Raw genomic sequence first — 16,795 nt, 5'->3', positions numbered from 1 at the left:
AAGAAAAAAAGCAAAAAAATGTTAGAAAGAAATTTGCGTAAAACAAAGACAGGTGTAGTAACCAGCAGCAAAATGGATAAAACCATTACTGTAGCTGTTGAGCGTAAGGTGAAGCACCCTATTTATGGAAAGTTCGTAAAGAAAACGACTAAGTTCCATGCTCATGATGAAAAGAATGAGTGCGGTATTGGCGATACAGTGAAGATCATGGAAAGCCGTCCTCTCAGCAAAACAAAACGCTGGAGACTGGTAGAAGTTGTAGAAAAAGCGAAATAACCAATTCTGTCGCAAGCTTTAGGCGCAATGCTGCAAGCCTCTGCAACCAATAAAATTTTTAAATACTCTGCGTTAACAACAACGGGTTAAAAGTTTAAAGAAATGATTCAGCAAGAAAGTAGATTAAACGTAGCCGATAATAGTGGTGCTAAAGAAGTGCTTTGCATCAAAGTATTAGGAAACAGCGGCCAGGATTATGCAAAGATTGGCGATAAAATCGTTGTTACAGTAAAGGATGCATTGCCAGGTGGTGGTATCAAAAAAGGTACTGTTGCAAAAGCTGTAATTGTACGTACTAAAAATAAATTACGTCGTAAGGATGGCTCTTACATCCGTTTTGATGATAATGCAGTGGTAATTCTTAACGCTTCTGACGAGCCTCGTGGTACACGTATCTTCGGGCCAGTAGCTAGAGAGTTGCGTGATAAAGGTTACATGAAGATCATTTCATTGGCACCTGAAGTATTGTAAGAAAATGCAGAATGCTGAAAGCTAGAAGCCAAGGCATTCCTTAATATAAAAATTTAAGCTAAGCCCTTAGCGTTTAGCATTAAGCTTTAAGCATAAAAAAATGAGTAACAGATTTAAACCCAAGTTTAGCATCAAGAAAGGCGATTCAGTAGTTGTTATTGCCGGTGATGATAAAGATGTAAAGAAGCCTCGCACAGTTTTGGAAGTATTTCCTGACGATGCACGTGTATTGGTTGAAGGTGTAAACATCGTAACCAAGCACACAAAACCGAGCGCTCAAAATACAAAAGGTGGTATTGTAAAGAAAGAAGCTCCAATTCACATTTCAAACGTGATGTTGTGGGATGGTAAGCAAGCCACTAAAGTAAAGCGTAGCCGTGAAACCGGTAAGCTGGTAAGGGTTTCAAAAAAATCAGGTCAGCCTGTAAAATAATTTAACGAAGGTTAAAACAAGAAGAAAATGAGTACTGTAAAATATACACCCCGTTTGGCAAGCAAGTATCAAACTGAAGTTATACCTGCTTTAATGAAACGTTTTGGTTACAAAAGCATCATGCAGGTTCCCAAGTTGGAAAAAATCTGTTTGAACCGTGGCGTAAACGGTGCGGTGAACGATAAAAAATTAGTTGATATTGCAATTGATGAACTGTCTACTATTACAGGTCAGAAAGCAGTAGCAACGATGTCTAAAAAGGACATTTCAAACTTTAAGTTGCGTAAGAACATGCCTATTGGCGCACGTGTTACTTTGCGTGGTGTAAACATGTACGAGTTTCTCGACAGACTGATCTCTGCATCATTACCACGTGTACGTGATTTTAAAGGTATCAACGATAAATCATTCGATGGTCGTGGTAATTACACAATGGGTGTAACTGAACAAATCATCTTCCCTGAAATTGATATCGATAAAGTGAATAAGATCACTGGTTTGGATATCACTTTCGTAACAACTGCTTCTACAAACGAAGAAGCTTACGAGTTGTTGAAAGAAATGGGAATGCCATTCAAAAATGCTAAAAAAGATCAACAATAAGTTATGGCTAAAAAATCAATAACAGCCCGTCAGAACAAAAGAGAGAAAATGGTAGCTCAGCATGCTGAGAAGCGTGCTGCTCTTAAAGCTGCTGGTGATTATGCTGGTTTGGATGCACTTCCAAAAAATGCTTCACCTGTACGTTTGAAGAACCGTTGTCAATTGACTGGTCGTCCAAGAGGTTACATGCGTTACTTTGGATTATCACGTGTGATGTTCCGTGACATGGCGCTGAATGGTAAAATACCAGGTGTTAAAAAAGCCAGCTGGTAATACAGCCAACCCCGAAAGGGAAGTTTGTGCAGGTATTGAATATGATGCACAAAGCAAACAATTTTTAAATCATTCAATTAAAGAATAAAATGGTTACAGATCCTATTGCAGATTTTCTTACCCGTGTTCGTAATGCGCAGATGGCAGGTCACAGAATCGTTGAGATTCCTGCTTCAAACCTCAAAAAGCGTATGACTGAAATTTTATACGATCAAGGGTATATCTTAAAATATAAGTTTGAAGATGATAACAAACAAGGTGTCATTAAAATTGCCTTGAAGTACGATCCTCAAACACGTGTTCCTGCTATTCAATCATTAGAGCGTGTTAGCCGTCCGGGTTTGCGTCAGTACTCTAAGCCAGAAGATTTCCGTCGTGTTAAAAATGGTTTAGGTATCGCTATCATCAGTACATCAAAAGGTGTAATGACAGATAAGCAAGCGAAAGCAAGCAACGTAGGTGGTGAAGTTCTTTGCTATATCTACTAAGAAGTAAAAGTTGCTGATACATTAAGCTGAGCTATACTAAGCTGACCGGTCAACAACAAATCAAAATAAATTAAAACGAATAAGTTATGTCTCGTATAGGTAAAAAGCCGGTTGTAATTCCTCAAGGTGTTACAATTACAGTTGGAAAAGATAACGTGGTTGCTGTTAAAGGACCTAAAGGTGAATTGAAAGAATCAATTGATCGTGATATTACAGTTGAAGTAAAAGATGGTGAAGTAAACTTCAACCGTCCAACTGACCAGGGCCGTCACCGTGCTATGCATGGTTTATACCGTTCACTTGTTTCAAATATGGTGAAAGGTGTAACAGAAGGTTTCGAAAAGAAACTTGAACTGGTGGGTGTAGGTTATAAAGCAGCCAACCAGGGAAATATTCTTGACCTTGCATTGGGTTATTCTCATAACATCATTATTGAAGTACCAAATGAATTGAAAGTAGCTACTGCACAGGAAAAAGGGCAGAACCCTACAATCACTCTTACCGGTATCGATAAGCAATTATTAGGTGCTGTTGCTGCAAAGATCCGCAGCTTGCGTAAGCCTGAGCCATACAAAGGAAAAGGTGTTAAATACGTTGGTGAATACATCCGTCGTAAAGCAGGTAAAGCAGCTGGTAAGTAATAAAATTTTCAAATTCATCTTCCGGCAGTATCGGAAGAGTTAAATAAAGAAAGATGAAAACAGATAACAAGGTAATCAGAAGGCAAAAGATCCGCTACGCTGTTCGTAAGAAAGTAGCTGGTACTAATGTAAGACCACGTTTAAGTGTGTTTCGCAGCAACTCTGATATTTATGTTCAGTTAATTGATGATGTTACAGGTGTAACTATTGCAGCTGCATCATCAAAAGACAAAGAGATTCTGGCACAGAAAGTAACCAAAATTGAGAAAAGTAAACTCGTTGGTGCTGCTATTGCACGCAAAGCAACTGATCTGGGTCTTTCAGATGTTGTGTTTGATCGTGGTGGTAACTTATACCACGGCCGTGTAAAAGCGGTAGCTGAAGGCGCACGTGAAGCAGGGTTAAAATTCTAATCAATTGTAAACATTTAATAAAGCATAAATGTCGAAAGTAATTGTAAACAAAGTAAAAGCTGGTGACCTGGAACTGAAAGAAAAAGTAGTTGCCATTAACCGTGTTGTTAAAACAACAAAGGGTGGTCGTGCCTTCAGTTTCTCTGCAGTAGTTGTGGTAGGAAATGAAAATGGCGTGGTAGGTCATGGTTTAGGAAAAGCAAAAGAAGTACAACAGGCTATTCAAAAGGGAATTGAAGATGCGAAGAAAAATCTCATCAAGGTTCCTGTTATGAAGGGTACAATCCCTCATGATCAATTGGCAAAAGAAGGTGCTTCTAAAGTGTTGATCAAACCAGCAGCACATGGTACTGGTGTAATTGCCGGAGGTAGCATGCGTGCCGTTTTGGAAAGCGCAGGTGTTACCGACGTATTAGCAAAATCACTTGGATCTGCTAATCCTCACAACGTAGTTAGAGCTACTTTTAAAGCTTTAGCAATGTTGCGTGAACCAATCAGCGTATCAAAAGTGCGTAGTCTTGGATTAAAGAGAGTATTTAACGGATAATTGAATACAGTCGTCAGTCGTTAATCGGCAGTCGGCAGTTTAAAAAGACGGAGATATGAAAAAATTAAAAATCACTTTAGTAAAGAGTCCAATTGACAGACCTGAGCGTCAGAAAGCAACTCTGCAAGCTCTCGGTTTGAACAAAACAAACTCAAGCAAAGAAGTAGAAGGTACTCCACAAATCCTCGGCATGATTAACAAGGTTAATCATTTACTGAAGGTTGAAGAAGTAGCTTAATTTGAAAATTGAAAATGAGCCCATTTGAAAATTTTGGTCTCTTCATTTTCTAATCTTCAAATTCACAAATTTTCAAATTATTAATGCGAGGGGTGATTCCCCGAAAGTTCAAAATCAATTAAAGATGAAACTGCACAATTTAAAACCAGCTGAAGGTTCTACACACAAAGAAAAACGTTTAGGTCGTGGTGAAGCATCCGGTAAGGGTGGTACTTCTACAAAAGGTAACAAAGGTGGCCAGAGCCGTGCCGGTTATAAGAGCAAAATGGCTCACGAAGGTGGTCAGATGCCAATTCAGCGTCGTGTGCCTAAGCGTGGCTTCAAAAACCCCGATCGTGTTGAGTACCGTGTATTCAACCTCGGACAAATTGATCAACTTGCTGAAAAATATGGTATCACTGAAGTTTCTGTTGAAAACTTATATGTGAATAATCTGATCAGCCGTACCGACAGGGTGAAGATCCTTGCTAATGGTGAGATCAAATCTAAACTTACATTCAAAGTAAACGCACTCAGCGAAAAAGCAAAATCTGCTATTGAAGCTGCTGGCGGTTCTGTTGAAATTGTAAAGTAAAATTTCCCGATATTTGCCCGACGCATGAAAATGCGTCTTTTTTCTTTTCAGCAAATTTTTAAAAAGATTTTTTCCAGTGAAAAAACTCATACAGACCCTAAAGAATATCTGGAGCATTGAAGAGTTACGCAGTAAAATCGTGTACACTCTTTTATTGTTACTGGTATACCGTGTGGGTTCACATATTGTTTTGCCAGGTGTTGATCCAAACGGATTAGAGCAATTAAATACAAAAGCGAAAGAAGGTATCCTCGGAATATTTGATTCATTTGCAGGTGGTGCGTTTTCAAGTGCGTCCATTTTTGCATTAGGTATCATGCCTTATATCTCTGCATCTATCTTTATGCAATTGATGAGCATCCTTGTTCCTCAGTTACAGAAAATGCAGAAAGAAGGCGAGAGTGGTCGTAAAAAGATCAATCAATGGACACGTTACCTCACAGTAATTGTTACCATCTTTCAGGCAAGTGCTTATGTAACTTATTTAAAGAGCCCTGAAATTGCAGGTGCTGCGGTTATTCCTGCATTCAGCCCATTCTTCTGGTTATCAACAACAATCGTTTTAACTGCAGGTACATTGTTTGTAATGTGGTTAGGAGAGCGTATTACCGATAAAGGTTTAGGTAATGGTACATCACTCATCATCATGATCGGTATCCTTGCACGTTTCCCTGCATCTATTGCTGCGGAATTTGATGCAAAGAGCGGTAGTGCTGGTGGTGGTTTAATTCGTTTCATGATTGAGATTGCGGTATTGATTGCAATCATCATGGGTCTTATCATTTTGGTGCAAGGTGTTCGTAAGATCGCTATCAACTATGCAAAGCAGATCGTTGGTAACCGCCAGTTTGGTGGTGCACGTCAGTTCTTACCAATTAAGGTAAACAGCTCGGGTGTAATGCCAATCATCTTTGCACAGGCAATCATGTTCCTGCCTACATTGCTTACCGGCTTTAATGCTACAAAAGGCATGGCCGCTACGTTGAGCGATCACGGTAATATCTGGTACATGATTATCTATTCAATTCTCGTAATTGGATTTACCTTCCTCTACACAGCGTTGATCTTTAACCCCAAACAAATTGCTGATAACCTGAAACAGAATAACGGGTTTATTCCAGGTGTAAAACCAGGTCAGCCAACAGCTGATTATATCGGACAGATCATGGATCGCATTACATTACCGGGTGCAATATTTCTTGCAATCGTAGGTATCTTGCCTGGTATTGCAAAGAACCTCGGTGTAACAAGCGGTTTCTCTACATTCTTTGGTGGTACATCACTGTTGATCATGGTTGGTGTTATCCTTGATACCTTACAGCAAATTGAAACACATTTGTTGATGAGACAATATGATGGCTTGATGAAAGGCGGAAAGATACAAGGACGCCAGACCGTATCTTCCTCAGCTATTTAATAAACAGCTTTACATACAAGAAACCCTGGCCTTTAAGCCGGGGTTTTTTAATAATAGAATTATGATTCATTATCGTTCGCCTTTAGAAATAGAATTGATACGCAAAAGCGCATTGCTTGTTGGTGATGCTTTAGCGGAAGCAGCAAAAATGTTAAAGGCCGGTATTACCACCATGCAGGTTGATGCAAGGATCGAACAGTTCATTCGTGATAACGGCGCAGTGCCTTCGTTTAAGAATTACCAGGGTACCTATCCATTTGCCACCTGTATTTCTGTGAACGATGCAGTAGTGCATGGTTTCCCCACGAATAGTGTATTGAAGGAAGGCGATATTGTTTCTGTTGATGTGGGTGCGTTTATGAACGGCTACCATGGCGATAGTGCATATACTTTTATTGTAGGTGGTACAACAGATGAAGTGAAAAAATTATTACGTGTTACAAGAGAATCGCTTTACAAGGGCATAGAGAAAGCAGTACACGGCAATCGTGTTGGCGATATTTCTTTTGCGATCCAGGATTATACGGAGAAACAGCATGGTTATGGTGTGGTTCGTGAACTGGTAGGTCATGGATTAGGACGTAACCTGCATGAAGATCCTCAAATACCTAATTACGGGAAAAGAGGAACGGGTTCGAAATTGAAAGAAGGTACAGTGATCGCCATTGAACCGATGATTAATCTCGGAAAGAAAGAGATCTATCACGACCAGGACGGATGGACTATTCGTACGGCTGATGGCTTGCCCTCTGCACATTACGAACATGATGTTTGTATCAAGAAAGGGAAGGCTGATATATTATCATCCTTTGCGTCAATTGAAGCTGCGGAGAAGGCAAATACAAATCTGGACTCTTCTTACTACTGATAATACAATTCAGTATTTTACACTTTAAACGAAAGTGTATGAACCCAAAAATAATATGGATGAGTGTTGCTTTTTGCTGCACTCATTTTTTATTTGCACAAACATCGCAGGTCTTAAAAGTGCGGAGCCATGTGCAAAGTAACCAGCATTCGATTGTTCAAGAGTTCGTATCATTCCTTTCCATTCCAAACATTGCAAGTGATTCATTAAACATTCGTAAAAATGCAGATTTTATTATGAGTGCGATGAATAAACGAGGCATTCAGAATGTACAGTTGCTGTTTCCAACAACTACTAAATCTGTTCCTGCAGTTTATGGTGAAGTGATAACGCCTGGTGCAACACAAACAATTATTTTTTATGCTCACTATGATGGTCAACCTGTTATTCCATCTCAATGGGCCAACGGCTTAGCGCCTTTCACACCTGTGCTAACCAATGAATCGTTAGAAAAAGCAGGAAAAATAATTAGCTTCCCAACTTCATCAGCAACATATGATCCGCAATATAGAATTTATGCAAGAGGAGCAAGTGATGATAAGGCAGGTGTAATGGCAATACTCAATGCGTATGATGCGTTACTGAAAACAGGATTGAAGCCAACAGTGAACATCAAATTCTTTTTTGAAGCGGAAGAAGAAGCAGGCAGCGACCATTTATATGAAATACTTCAAAACTATTCAGCAAAACTTAAAAGCGACTTGTGGATCATTTGTGATGGGCCTGTTCATCAATCGGGTTTAAAACAAGTTGTATTTGGTGTGCGTGGCGATGCACATGTTGATATTACAGTATATGGAAGTAAACGTCCATTACACAGCGGGCATTATGGCAACTGGGCTCCAAGTCCGCCAATGATGCTGGTGAAACTATTAGCCTCAATGAAAGATGAAAACGGGTTGGTTACCGTTAAAGGTTTTTATGATGATGTGATTGCACTTACAGCCAAAGAAAAGAAAGCGCTTGAACAAGTTCCCGCCGTTGACGAACAAATGAAAAAAGAATTAGGATTTCCGCAACGTGAAATGAAGGATTATAATTTAGCAGCAGCTCTTAATTTGCCATCGCTTAATATTAATGGCATGCAAAGCGGGGGCGTAGGTAAAAATGCAAGCAATACAATTACCACTTCAGCAACTTGTGTGCTTGATCTGCGTTTAGTGGCAGGCAACGATTATCAACGTCAGCAACAAAAAGTTGTTGATCATATAAAAGCGCAAGGCTATTATGTAATTGACCGTGAGCCCACCGATGAAGAGAGAAATAAGTATTCAAAAATTGCCAAAGTGCTTTTGAGTGGTGGCTACAATGCGCAGAAAACGCAATTAGACTTGCCCATTGCACAAAAGGTAATTGCTGCAGTTCAAACAACAACTAACGATCAAGTTGTATTGTTGCCTACTGCAGGAGGTAGTTTGCCACTCTATGTTTTCGAAAAATATCTGAACGCAAAAACAATTTCAGTACCTATTGCCAACCACGATAACAATCAACATGCAGAAAATGAAAATATACGGCTGTTGAATTTCTGGAATGGAATTGAAACAATGGCTGCTTTGATGATGATGAAATAGTTTACATGACAGTCAACAGCATACAAAAACATTTAGTGGTTATAGGCGGTGGTGCTGCTGGTTTTTTCTGTGCAATAAATGCTGCGCAGATGAATCCTGCATTACGGGTAACTATTCTTGAAAAATCAAGCAAACTGTTATCAAAAGTTAAAGTGAGTGGTGGTGGCCGTTGTAACGTTACAAATGCTTGTTTTGATGTGCCGGAGTTGAGTAAACGTTATCCACGTGGTGAGCATTTTGTTCGAAAGGCATTTCATCAATTCTTCACAAGCGACACAATTAGATGGTTCGAAGAAAGAGGAGTGAAGTTGAAAGCGGAGGCCGATGGAAGAATGTTTCCTGTAACAGATTCGTCACAAACGATCATTGATTGTTTGATGAAGGAAGTAAATGTGCTGGGTATAGAGATACTGATGAACAGGGAGGTAAAGAAATTGGAAGTGGAAAGTGGAATGTGGAAAGTGGAATTGAATAACAATGAAGTGATACCTGCCGACTATGTTTGTGTGGCAAGCGGAGGTTTTCCCAAGCTGCAACAATTTGATTGGTTGAAAGGCACGGGGCATTCCATTGTTTCACCAGTACCATCTTTATTCACTTTTAATATGCCCAAACATCCTATAACTGAATTGATGGGAGTTGTTGTGCAGGAAGCAACGATTAAAATTCAATCAGGCAAATTAAAAAATACCGGGCCGTTACTTATTACTCACTGGGGTATGAGCGGGCCTTGTGTGTTGAAACTATCTGCATGTGGTGCAAGGGAACTTCATGAACGTAACTATGATTTTCCGATCAATGTTAACTGGCTCAACGATAAAAAAGAACAGGACATAAAAGATGAGTTGCAGGAGACCCGAAATATTAAAGGATCACAAAAGATAGTTAACAACAACTTGTTTCAATTGCCGAATCGTTTATGGTTGTTCCTGCTGAAGGATGCAGGAATAAAAGATGAATGGCGCTGGGCCGATCTTCCTTCTAAAGAACAGAATAAGCTTATCCAGCTTTTGTATAATCACGAGTTTCATGTGAAAGGCAAAACAACATTCAAAGAAGAGTTTGTTACAGCTGGCGGTGTTGATCTGAAACAAGTCGATCCCAATACAATGCAAAGCAAATTACTACCGCATTTATTTTTTGCAGGGGAGATACTGGATGTAGATGGAATAACTGGCGGATTCAATTTTCAACATGCATGGACAAGCGGCTTTATTGCTGCAAAAGCTATTGCAAATCTCTCTGCAAAATCCTGACAAACGACACAGATATAAACTTATTCGTCACAAATAATAATTAATAAAATATCTACGCTTTTTTATAGCTAATTAGCAGAACAATTTGATGATGCTGCTATGATGGCCTGTTGTCAACTTGAAAAAAACTATCTTTAGCTAAACCAAAAAGCATGTCATCTCGTAGGAACTTTATCCGAAAACTATCTGCCACAACCGGCATGTTCACTTTCATTCCTTTTACAAATTCACTCTTTGCAAAAGAAGCTCAACAAAAACATGAACATTTTAAACAACTATCTCCCAATGAAGCAATGACTGATGAGGATTTTTGGGGATGGGTAAAAGAACAATATACGGTATCGCCCAATTTTCTTGATCTTAATAATGGAGGCGTAAGTCCGCAACCCAAAGTGGTGCAGGATGCACATATTCGTTTCTATCAATTAAGTAATGAAGGACCATCGTATTATATGTGGCGAACATTAGACGAGGGTAGAGAAGGCTTACGTACAAAGTTGGCTGAGCTTGCCGGTTGCGATAAAGAAGAACTTGCTATTAATCGGAATGCAACGGAAGGATTGAATACAGTGATCTTTGGATTGAATTTAAAAGCAGGGGATGAAGTGGTGCTCACGAAGCAGGATTATCCGAACATGATCAATGCATGGAAGCAACGTGAAAAGAGAGACGGCATAAAATTAATTTGGCTGAATCTTGAGTTGCCAATGGAGAATGAAGATGAGATCGTTCGCAAGTATGTGAATGCATTTACCTCAAAAACAAAAATCGTTCATGTAACGCATCTTATTAACTGGACAGGACAAATACTTCCCATTCGTAAAATTGCAGATGAAGCACACAAGCGTGGCATTGAAGTGATAGGAGACGGGGCACATACATTTGGCCATACTGCATTTAATATTCCTGATCTTGGTTGCGATTATTTTGCTACTTCCTTACACAAATGGTTGTGTGCTCCATTCGGGAGTGGATTGTTATGGATCAAAAAAGAAAAGATCAAAAACATTTGGGCATTGTTAAGTAGTGTAGAACCCGATGGTGCTGATATAAGGAAATTTGAATCGCTTGGTACACGTTCATTTGCAAGTGAAATGGCAATTGGTAATGCAGTTGATTTTCATAATATCATTGGTTCAAAACGGAAAGAGGAGCGACTTCGTTACTTAACTGATTATTGGGTGAACAAAGTAAGCGATCTTAAGAAAGTATCTTTTCTTCAGCCAAAAAATAAGCAATTCTATTGTGCCATTTCTAATATTGCAATTGAAGGAATGAAGCCTGGAGATGTATCGAATACACTCCATAAAAAATACCAAATTCATACGGTTAGTATTGAATGGGAAAATATTCATGGCGTAAGAGTTACACCGCATGTTTATACTTCTACAAAAGATCTTGATCGCTTAGTAAAAGCCATACGTGAAATTGCTGCGTCTTAATCCCTATTGCAATTTAATTTTCACTGTGTAACTTTAGTAAAACAAATTATCACATGAAAAAACTACTTAGTCTTGTTATTCTTCTTTCATTATCCGTAATTGGTTTTGCGCAAGCGGGCAAGGAAAAATCAAAAGGCAAAGACAAAGCAAAAAATGAAAACACAGCTAAAGGGAAAAATAATAATTCTTCTCAAGACAACGCAAATAATAGCAACGCCTCATCTAATAGCGATCAGCAAAATGGCAATGCAAAAACAAGAAAGAATATTCCCACAAAAGTAGGAAGCGTATTTGCAGGTGAATATCCAAACGCAGTAAATGCTACATGGACTAAGAACCGTGGTGACTGGACGGTAGTATTTGGCAATGGTATCTGGCGTTCAACTGCAACTTATCACAGCAATGGAGAACGTGTTGATACACGAACACCTATGACGAGAGAACAAACCCCACGCCCGGTGTTAGATGAAATCCTGCGTCGTTTTCCAAAAAGCCCAACAGATGTGATCAAGATCGAAAAGCCAAAAAATCCCAATCTTTTTCAAATTATCGTAGAGGCAGCTGGAAAGAAAAAAACATTAGTGCTTGATGAAACAGGCAAGCTTGTTTCTGAGCAATAAAATCTTATTGATTAGTAATAACGCCACCTTAGCCGGTGGCGTTTTTTGTTTACAGTGGCTGCCATTGGATTTTTCAGTTACTTTGCCCACTTAATGATTATCAGCGGATGTATATTTTTACCAAGATCCTCACCAAACTTTGTTTCTGGATTTTTGCAAAACGGTTGAGTATTTACAACCCGGACGCCACCAAAATTGTAACACCCATGATATTGGGTGTTAACCATCCTAATTCATTTCTTGATGCGGTTATTGTGGGTGCTGTAATGGATCATCGTGTGCATTTCATTACAAGGAGCGGAGTGTTTAAGAATCCAATTGTTAGGAAAATATTACGCTCTGTAAATATGATTCCCATTTATCGGATGACGGATGGCAAAGAGCAGCTTGCAAATAATGATGCAACATTCCAGGAAGTAAGAAAAGTATTGCAGCGCGGTGAACATGTGCTCATTTTTGTTGAAGGATTTTGTAAGCATCAAACTACATTGCAATTGCCATTAAAAAAAGGTGCTCCACGTATGCTGATGCAGGCATGGGCTGATGGCTTGGATGTAACTTTTTTACCGGTGTGGGTGAGGTACAATTCATTTGTTGAGTTTCCAAAATCTTTTGATATCAATTTCGGAACGCAGTTTGGCAAAGAAGTGCTTACAGACAATATGGAAAGTGGTGCGGCGTCAGTTGCAATTAATAAAGCTGCTGAAGTGCAGTTACAGCAATTATCAGAAATACCTGATGGCGTTAACGTAGCCAGAATTCCTAAGCCATTGCTGTTGGTTCCCGCAATGCTGGGTTTACTGACACATATTCTTTTCTATTTTCCTCTAGAACGTCTTGCATGGAAGCTTCGTGGTGAGCAGTATTATGATAGTATTTTGTTTTGCCTGATGGCTTTTTTGTATCCTTTCTATTTGCTCACCATTGCTATAGTGCTGTATTGTTTTGTTGGTGCATGGTGGGCAGTTGCTTCTGTGCTATTGCTTCCGTTGCTGGCCAAGAGTTATGTGTTGTGGAAATAGTGAACAGTTTAACGGTTTAGGTGTAATTATTGTAATAGATCTGAACCATGATAGTTAACACACGCCGACTTGCCATTTACCAGGCTTTCTTGTTCGTATTCATGATCACCATGAATGTATTAGCCAATGCTTTACCACTTAACGGTTATAACACAGGCGAGATAAGCGACATGTATCCAAACTTATTTGTACCGGCTGGTTTTACATTCAGTATATGGGGAGTTATTTATTTGTTGCTGCTTGGATATGTTATTTACAGTTCAGCTATTTTATGGAATCAGAATGATGCTCACACAATGATGGCGGTGATAAAAACCATAGCACCCTATTTTATACTATCATGTGCACTAAATGGAGTTTGGATCATCATGTGGCATTTTTTATTGGTTGAATTGTCATTGCTCATTATGTTATGGCTTTTAGCGACGCTGATTTTGATCTATATAAAACTGCAACCCCACAGATTAAAACTCAGCGGTATAATGAATTTATTTCTTTACGTTCCGTTTGTTGTTTATTTAGGATGGATAAGTGTTGCAACTATCGCAAACACAACCGCCTTATTGGTATATTATAAATGGGATGGCTTTGGTATTGATGCGGTGATGTGGAGTTGTATCATGATCACAATTGCAGCATTACTCGGTGCAGTGTTCTCTATCTTTCGCAAAGATTTTTTTTATACGCTTGTGGTGATGTGGGCGTTGTATGGTATCTCTGTTTCGCAAAGGAATTACAATGAAATTGTAACCTTAGCTTATGGTGGAATTGGGCTTTGTTTTTTTATGATTGTGATAGGCTTGGTGAGGAGTATGAAAGTGAACCCGGCATAAGGCTTTTAATAATCGCTCAAGCCAGGTTTCTCACCACATATGTTTTTCCAATTCTATCATGCAGTGCCCTGTGTTTTTGATCGTTCAGAAGAAATACTAATTCGATGATATAAATGACAAAAACGCCTGCAGAATAAAACAGGCCCACTATCACCATGGGTGTAAAGTAACTCGCCAGGCCATCAAGTTGGTCAAATTCAAATGACTGGGCCTTGTAATAATTGTACAAGTCTTTGCCAAAAGAAACAAATTGCAAACCGATATAAATAATATTGCGAAGAATGATATTGCTTAACGTGGGCGGTTGCATTTCGTAATTCACAATTTTTATCTTCAATAACATTTTTCCCAACGTTGCGGCAAACTTGTATTCGAGAAGCAAGTGATAGAATAGGGGAACCATTGCCGTCACTATTAACACTACCAGTTCATTGTCGAGTTCCTGCAATGGAAGTTTAATAAAGTACGATACCGCAATCAAAATAAGTGCATCAATAAACAACGCTCCAAAGCGTGGCCAGAAGCCTACATACGTGTACTGCGGTTCTTCAAAATCGTTTAGTAAGTTTTCCATTTGCTCCATAGCTTATAAAAATAACGGAAATGCAATTAGGCAGGCCATGCTTTATTCTGGAGCTGAATGGGCTTGTTTTCTGCAAAAGAGATGTGCAATTCGAAATCTAAAGCATTGGTAATCATAATTAAAAGCCCTGACACGAGTTTCGATAGCTATCCGGATAAACTCCTGCAAATGGCGATGCCATAAAACACCTGCCATGCCTATTAAGAAGGCTCTTTACTTTAGCAAAAAAACCACGCTTAAAACCCTTGTCCCAACAGCTTTTTAGCCTACATTTGCACCCCCGAATCAATTAAACAAATCGGGGCTATTTTATGTCAGAAAACGAAATTATTAACTCAAACGCTGATGCACAGGAGAACGTGGAAGCAACACAAGTTGCCGAAACATCTACAGCGACAACAAAGGCACCTGTAATTGAGCAAACTGCTCATGATGATTTTGACTGGAGCGTTGACAAACGTAACGTTGCTATTTACACGAAAGAAGAACGTGAAAAGTACGATTCAGTTTATGATGGTACGTTCAAGCAAGTAAACGATGCTGAAATTGTTGATGGCCAGGTTGTGGCATTAACAAAAACAGACGTTGTGGTAAACATCGGCTTTAAGAGTGATGGTCTCGTTTCTTTGAACGAGTTCCGTGATTTGCCAGGTTTAAAAGTTGGCGACACTGTTGAAGTAATGGTTGTTGAAAAAGAAGACAGAGAAGGTCACTTACACCTTAGCCGCAAACTTGCACGCATTACTCGTGCTTGGGAGCGCATTATGGAAGTGCACAAAACTGGCGAAATTGTTACCGGTACTGTTACAAGCAAAACAAAAGGTGGTTTGATCGTTGATGTATTTGGAATGGAAACATTCTTACCAGGTTCACAAATTGATGTGAAGCCTGTTACAGATTACGATCAGTTTGTTGGTAAAACAATGGAGTTTAAAGTGGTGAAAATTAATGAAACCATTAAGAACGCTGTTGTAAGTCACAAAGCACTGATTGAAAGCGATATTGAAGCACAACGTGCGGTGATCATGGGCAAACTCGAGAAAGGTCAGGTACTGGAAGGTACTATCAAGAACATCACTGATTTCGGTGCGTTCCTTGACCTCGGTGGTGTTGATGGCTTGTTGTATATCACTGATATCAGCTGGGGCCGTATCAACCATCCGACAGAAGTGTTGAAGATGGATCAGAAATTGAACGTTGTAGTTCTTGACTTCGACGATGATAAGAAACGTATCAGCCTTGGTCTGAAACAATTGACTCCTCACCCATGGGATACACTCAGCGAATCAATCGTTGAAGGTAATACTGTAAAAGGTAAGGTTGTAAACATTGAAGACTACGGTGCATTCTTAGAAATTATGCCAGGTGTTGAAGGTCTGGTTCACGTAAGTGAAATCAGCTGGGCTAACACGCCGGTTAATGCAAAAGAATTCTTCAAAATGGGCGATGAGCATGAAGCCAAGATCGTTACACTTGATAAAGACGCTCGTAAGATGAGTCTTTCTATCAAGCAAATGAGCCAGGATCCATGGAGCACAATTGAAGAAACTTTCCCTGTAGAAAGCAAGCACAAAGGTTTAGTGAAAAACATTACTCCTTACGGTGTGTTTGTTGAATTGAAAGCTGGTATCGGCGGTATGATTCACATCAGTGATCTTAGCTGGACCAAGCGTTTCAATCACCCAAGTGAATACACAAAGGTTGGACAGGATATTGAAGTAATGATCCTGAGCATTGATAAGGAAAATCGTAAACTCCAGTTAGGTCACAAACAACTGGAAGAAGATCCTTGGAATGCATTGGAAGAAACATTTGCAATTGGAACCGTTCATGAAGGTCATGTAACAAGAAAAGACGACAAAGGTGCAATTGTACAATTACCTTATGGTATTGAAGGTTTTGCTCCTAACCGTCACCTGAACAAGGAAGATGGCAAACAGGTAATGGCGGATGAAACTGCACCGTTTGTAGTGATCGAATTTGATCGCAACGAAAAGCGTGTAGTTATTAGTCATGCACGTATCTGGGAAAAAGCAATTGCTGATGAAAAGAATGCTGAGTTCAAAGAAAAACAAGCTGATGCTGCCCGCACTAAAAAAGCAGTGAAGGATATGCAAAGCAAAGTGGAGAAAACCACACTTGGTGACTTAGGTGTTCTCGCCGATCTGAAGAAAAAATTAGATGGCGGTTCTGAAGAAAGCAAGAGCGCAGAATAAGACAGTA

The 16,795-nt window shown here is 39.4% G+C and carries 21 protein-coding genes; 20 read left to right on the top strand and 1 reads right to left on the bottom strand.

Going from position 1 to position 16,795, the window contains the following annotated elements; genetic code table 11:
• Positions 1-18 precede the first annotated feature (18 nt).
• The 19 genes from rpsQ (at position 19) to ACO1QW_RS08410 (ending at position 13,989) form a co-directional block, all read left to right on the top strand.
• Positions 19-276 carry a 30S ribosomal protein S17 gene (rpsQ, locus tag ACO1QW_RS08500; protein ID WP_182801835.1) on the top strand — a complete coding sequence of 86 codons (258 nt, stop codon included), beginning with the start codon at positions 19-21 and terminating at the stop codon, positions 274-276.
• A 102-nt stretch (positions 277-378) separates the two neighbouring features.
• Positions 379-747, top strand: coding sequence for a 50S ribosomal protein L14 (rplN, locus tag ACO1QW_RS08495; protein ID WP_129132878.1), 369 nt, complete (start codon positions 379-381; stop codon positions 745-747).
• Positions 748-847: 100 nt separating this feature from the next.
• Positions 848-1,180 carry a 50S ribosomal protein L24 gene (gene rplX / locus ACO1QW_RS08490; RefSeq protein ID WP_486257537.1) on the top strand — a complete coding sequence of 111 codons (333 nt, stop codon included), beginning with the start codon at positions 848-850 and terminating at the stop codon, positions 1,178-1,180.
• 27 nt (positions 1,181-1,207) lie between these two features.
• A complete protein-coding gene (gene rplE, locus ACO1QW_RS08485) occupies positions 1,208-1,783 on the top strand; it encodes a 50S ribosomal protein L5 (protein WP_486257535.1) in 576 nt (191 codons plus the stop codon).
• 3 nt (positions 1,784-1,786) lie between these two features.
• Complete coding sequence (rpsN, locus tag ACO1QW_RS08480; RefSeq protein ID WP_486257533.1) at positions 1,787-2,056, top strand: 30S ribosomal protein S14; 270 nt, start codon at positions 1,787-1,789, stop codon at positions 2,054-2,056.
• Positions 2,057-2,145: 89 nt separating this feature from the next.
• Complete coding sequence (gene rpsH, locus ACO1QW_RS08475) at positions 2,146-2,544, top strand: 30S ribosomal protein S8 (RefSeq protein ID WP_486257531.1); 399 nt, start codon at positions 2,146-2,148, stop codon at positions 2,542-2,544.
• 86 nt (positions 2,545-2,630) lie between these two features.
• Positions 2,631-3,185: a 50S ribosomal protein L6 gene (gene rplF, locus ACO1QW_RS08470; protein ID WP_486257529.1), complete on the top strand. Its 555-nt coding sequence runs from the start codon at positions 2,631-2,633 to the stop codon at positions 3,183-3,185.
• Between the two features lie 53 nt (positions 3,186-3,238).
• The gene (gene rplR / locus ACO1QW_RS08465) at positions 3,239-3,598 is read left to right on the top strand and encodes a 50S ribosomal protein L18 (RefSeq protein WP_486257528.1); all 360 of its coding nucleotides are present in this window, start codon (positions 3,239-3,241) and stop codon (positions 3,596-3,598) included.
• 28 nt (positions 3,599-3,626) lie between these two features.
• A complete protein-coding gene (rpsE, locus tag ACO1QW_RS08460) occupies positions 3,627-4,145 on the top strand; it encodes a 30S ribosomal protein S5 (RefSeq protein ID WP_486257526.1) in 519 nt (172 codons plus the stop codon).
• A 55-nt stretch (positions 4,146-4,200) separates the two neighbouring features.
• Positions 4,201-4,383 (top strand): 50S ribosomal protein L30, encoded by a 183-nt coding sequence (gene rpmD / locus ACO1QW_RS08455; protein WP_486257525.1) that lies wholly within the window; start codon positions 4,201-4,203, stop codon positions 4,381-4,383.
• Between the two features lie 124 nt (positions 4,384-4,507).
• A complete protein-coding gene (gene rplO, locus ACO1QW_RS08450) occupies positions 4,508-4,957 on the top strand; it encodes a 50S ribosomal protein L15 (protein ID WP_486257523.1) in 450 nt (149 codons plus the stop codon).
• A gap of 76 nt (positions 4,958-5,033) precedes the next feature.
• On the top strand, positions 5,034-6,374 hold the full coding sequence (secY, locus tag ACO1QW_RS08445; RefSeq protein ID WP_486257521.1) for a preprotein translocase subunit SecY: 1,341 nt from the start codon (positions 5,034-5,036) through the stop codon (positions 6,372-6,374).
• A gap of 61 nt (positions 6,375-6,435) precedes the next feature.
• Complete coding sequence (map, locus tag ACO1QW_RS08440; protein ID WP_486257520.1) at positions 6,436-7,242, top strand: type I methionyl aminopeptidase; 807 nt, start codon at positions 6,436-6,438, stop codon at positions 7,240-7,242.
• 38 nt (positions 7,243-7,280) lie between these two features.
• Positions 7,281-8,816, top strand: coding sequence for a M20/M25/M40 family metallo-hydrolase (locus tag ACO1QW_RS08435; RefSeq protein WP_486257519.1), 1,536 nt, complete (start codon positions 7,281-7,283; stop codon positions 8,814-8,816).
• A 5-nt stretch (positions 8,817-8,821) separates the two neighbouring features.
• Positions 8,822-10,072 (top strand): BaiN/RdsA family NAD(P)/FAD-dependent oxidoreductase, encoded by a 1,251-nt coding sequence (locus ACO1QW_RS08430; RefSeq protein ID WP_486257518.1) that lies wholly within the window; start codon positions 8,822-8,824, stop codon positions 10,070-10,072.
• A 152-nt stretch (positions 10,073-10,224) separates the two neighbouring features.
• Positions 10,225-11,514: an aminotransferase class V-fold PLP-dependent enzyme gene (locus tag ACO1QW_RS08425; protein WP_486257517.1), complete on the top strand. Its 1,290-nt coding sequence runs from the start codon at positions 10,225-10,227 to the stop codon at positions 11,512-11,514.
• Positions 11,515-11,567: 53 nt separating this feature from the next.
• On the top strand, positions 11,568-12,134 hold the full coding sequence (locus ACO1QW_RS08420) for a hypothetical protein (protein WP_486257515.1): 567 nt from the start codon (positions 11,568-11,570) through the stop codon (positions 12,132-12,134).
• A 107-nt stretch (positions 12,135-12,241) separates the two neighbouring features.
• Entirely contained in the window at positions 12,242-13,156 is a 915-nt protein-coding gene (locus tag ACO1QW_RS08415; RefSeq protein WP_486257513.1) for a 1-acyl-sn-glycerol-3-phosphate acyltransferase, read from the top strand.
• A gap of 47 nt (positions 13,157-13,203) precedes the next feature.
• A complete protein-coding gene (locus tag ACO1QW_RS08410) occupies positions 13,204-13,989 on the top strand; it encodes a hypothetical protein (RefSeq protein ID WP_486257511.1) in 786 nt (261 codons plus the stop codon).
• A 16-nt stretch (positions 13,990-14,005) separates the two neighbouring features.
• On the opposite strand, the gene ACO1QW_RS08405 is transcribed toward ACO1QW_RS08410, so the two are convergent.
• Positions 14,006-14,563 carry an RDD family protein gene (locus ACO1QW_RS08405; RefSeq protein WP_486257509.1) on the bottom strand — a complete coding sequence of 186 codons (558 nt, stop codon included), beginning with the start codon at positions 14,561-14,563 and terminating at the stop codon, positions 14,006-14,008.
• 320 nt (positions 14,564-14,883) lie between these two features.
• On the opposite strand from ACO1QW_RS08405, the gene rpsA reads away from it, so the two are divergent.
• Entirely contained in the window at positions 14,884-16,788 is a 1,905-nt protein-coding gene (gene rpsA, locus ACO1QW_RS08400; protein ID WP_486257507.1) for a 30S ribosomal protein S1, read from the top strand.
• Positions 16,789-16,795 lie beyond the last annotated feature (7 nt).

This window comes from Lacibacter sp. (assembly GCF_057361365.1).
The sequence above is the reverse complement of the archived record's forward strand: the minus strand, read 5'-3'. Positions and strand labels throughout refer to the sequence as shown.

Coding starts and splice junctions, on each gene's coding strand:
- rpsH (WP_486257531.1), top strand. CDS start 2,146: ATGGTTACAGATCCTATTGCAGATTTTCTTACCCGTGTTCGTAATGCG.
- rpsE (WP_486257526.1), top strand. CDS start 3,627: ATGTCGAAAGTAATTGTAAACAAAGTAAAAGCTGGTGACCTGGAACTG.
- ACO1QW_RS08415 (WP_486257513.1), top strand. CDS start 12,242: ATGTATATTTTTACCAAGATCCTCACCAAACTTTGTTTCTGGATTTTT.
- rpmD (WP_486257525.1), top strand. CDS start 4,201: ATGAAAAAATTAAAAATCACTTTAGTAAAGAGTCCAATTGACAGACCT.
- rplO (WP_486257523.1), top strand. CDS start 4,508: ATGAAACTGCACAATTTAAAACCAGCTGAAGGTTCTACACACAAAGAA.
- rplN (WP_129132878.1), top strand. CDS start 379: ATGATTCAGCAAGAAAGTAGATTAAACGTAGCCGATAATAGTGGTGCT.
- map (WP_486257520.1), top strand. CDS start 6,436: ATGATTCATTATCGTTCGCCTTTAGAAATAGAATTGATACGCAAAAGC.
- rpsQ (WP_182801835.1), top strand. CDS start 19: ATGTTAGAAAGAAATTTGCGTAAAACAAAGACAGGTGTAGTAACCAGC.
- rplR (WP_486257528.1), top strand. CDS start 3,239: ATGAAAACAGATAACAAGGTAATCAGAAGGCAAAAGATCCGCTACGCT.
- rplE (WP_486257535.1), top strand. CDS start 1,208: ATGAGTACTGTAAAATATACACCCCGTTTGGCAAGCAAGTATCAAACT.
- ACO1QW_RS08410 (WP_486257511.1), top strand. CDS start 13,204: ATGATAGTTAACACACGCCGACTTGCCATTTACCAGGCTTTCTTGTTC.
- rplX (WP_486257537.1), top strand. CDS start 848: ATGAGTAACAGATTTAAACCCAAGTTTAGCATCAAGAAAGGCGATTCA.
- rpsA (WP_486257507.1), top strand. CDS start 14,884: ATGTCAGAAAACGAAATTATTAACTCAAACGCTGATGCACAGGAGAAC.
- ACO1QW_RS08425 (WP_486257517.1), top strand. CDS start 10,225: ATGTCATCTCGTAGGAACTTTATCCGAAAACTATCTGCCACAACCGGC.
- rpsN (WP_486257533.1), top strand. CDS start 1,787: ATGGCTAAAAAATCAATAACAGCCCGTCAGAACAAAAGAGAGAAAATG.
- ACO1QW_RS08430 (WP_486257518.1), top strand. CDS start 8,822: ATGACAGTCAACAGCATACAAAAACATTTAGTGGTTATAGGCGGTGGT.
- ACO1QW_RS08405 (WP_486257509.1), bottom strand. CDS start 14,563: ATGGAAAACTTACTAAACGATTTTGAAGAACCGCAGTACACGTATGTA.
- ACO1QW_RS08420 (WP_486257515.1), top strand. CDS start 11,568: ATGAAAAAACTACTTAGTCTTGTTATTCTTCTTTCATTATCCGTAATT.
- rplF (WP_486257529.1), top strand. CDS start 2,631: ATGTCTCGTATAGGTAAAAAGCCGGTTGTAATTCCTCAAGGTGTTACA.
- ACO1QW_RS08435 (WP_486257519.1), top strand. CDS start 7,281: ATGAACCCAAAAATAATATGGATGAGTGTTGCTTTTTGCTGCACTCAT.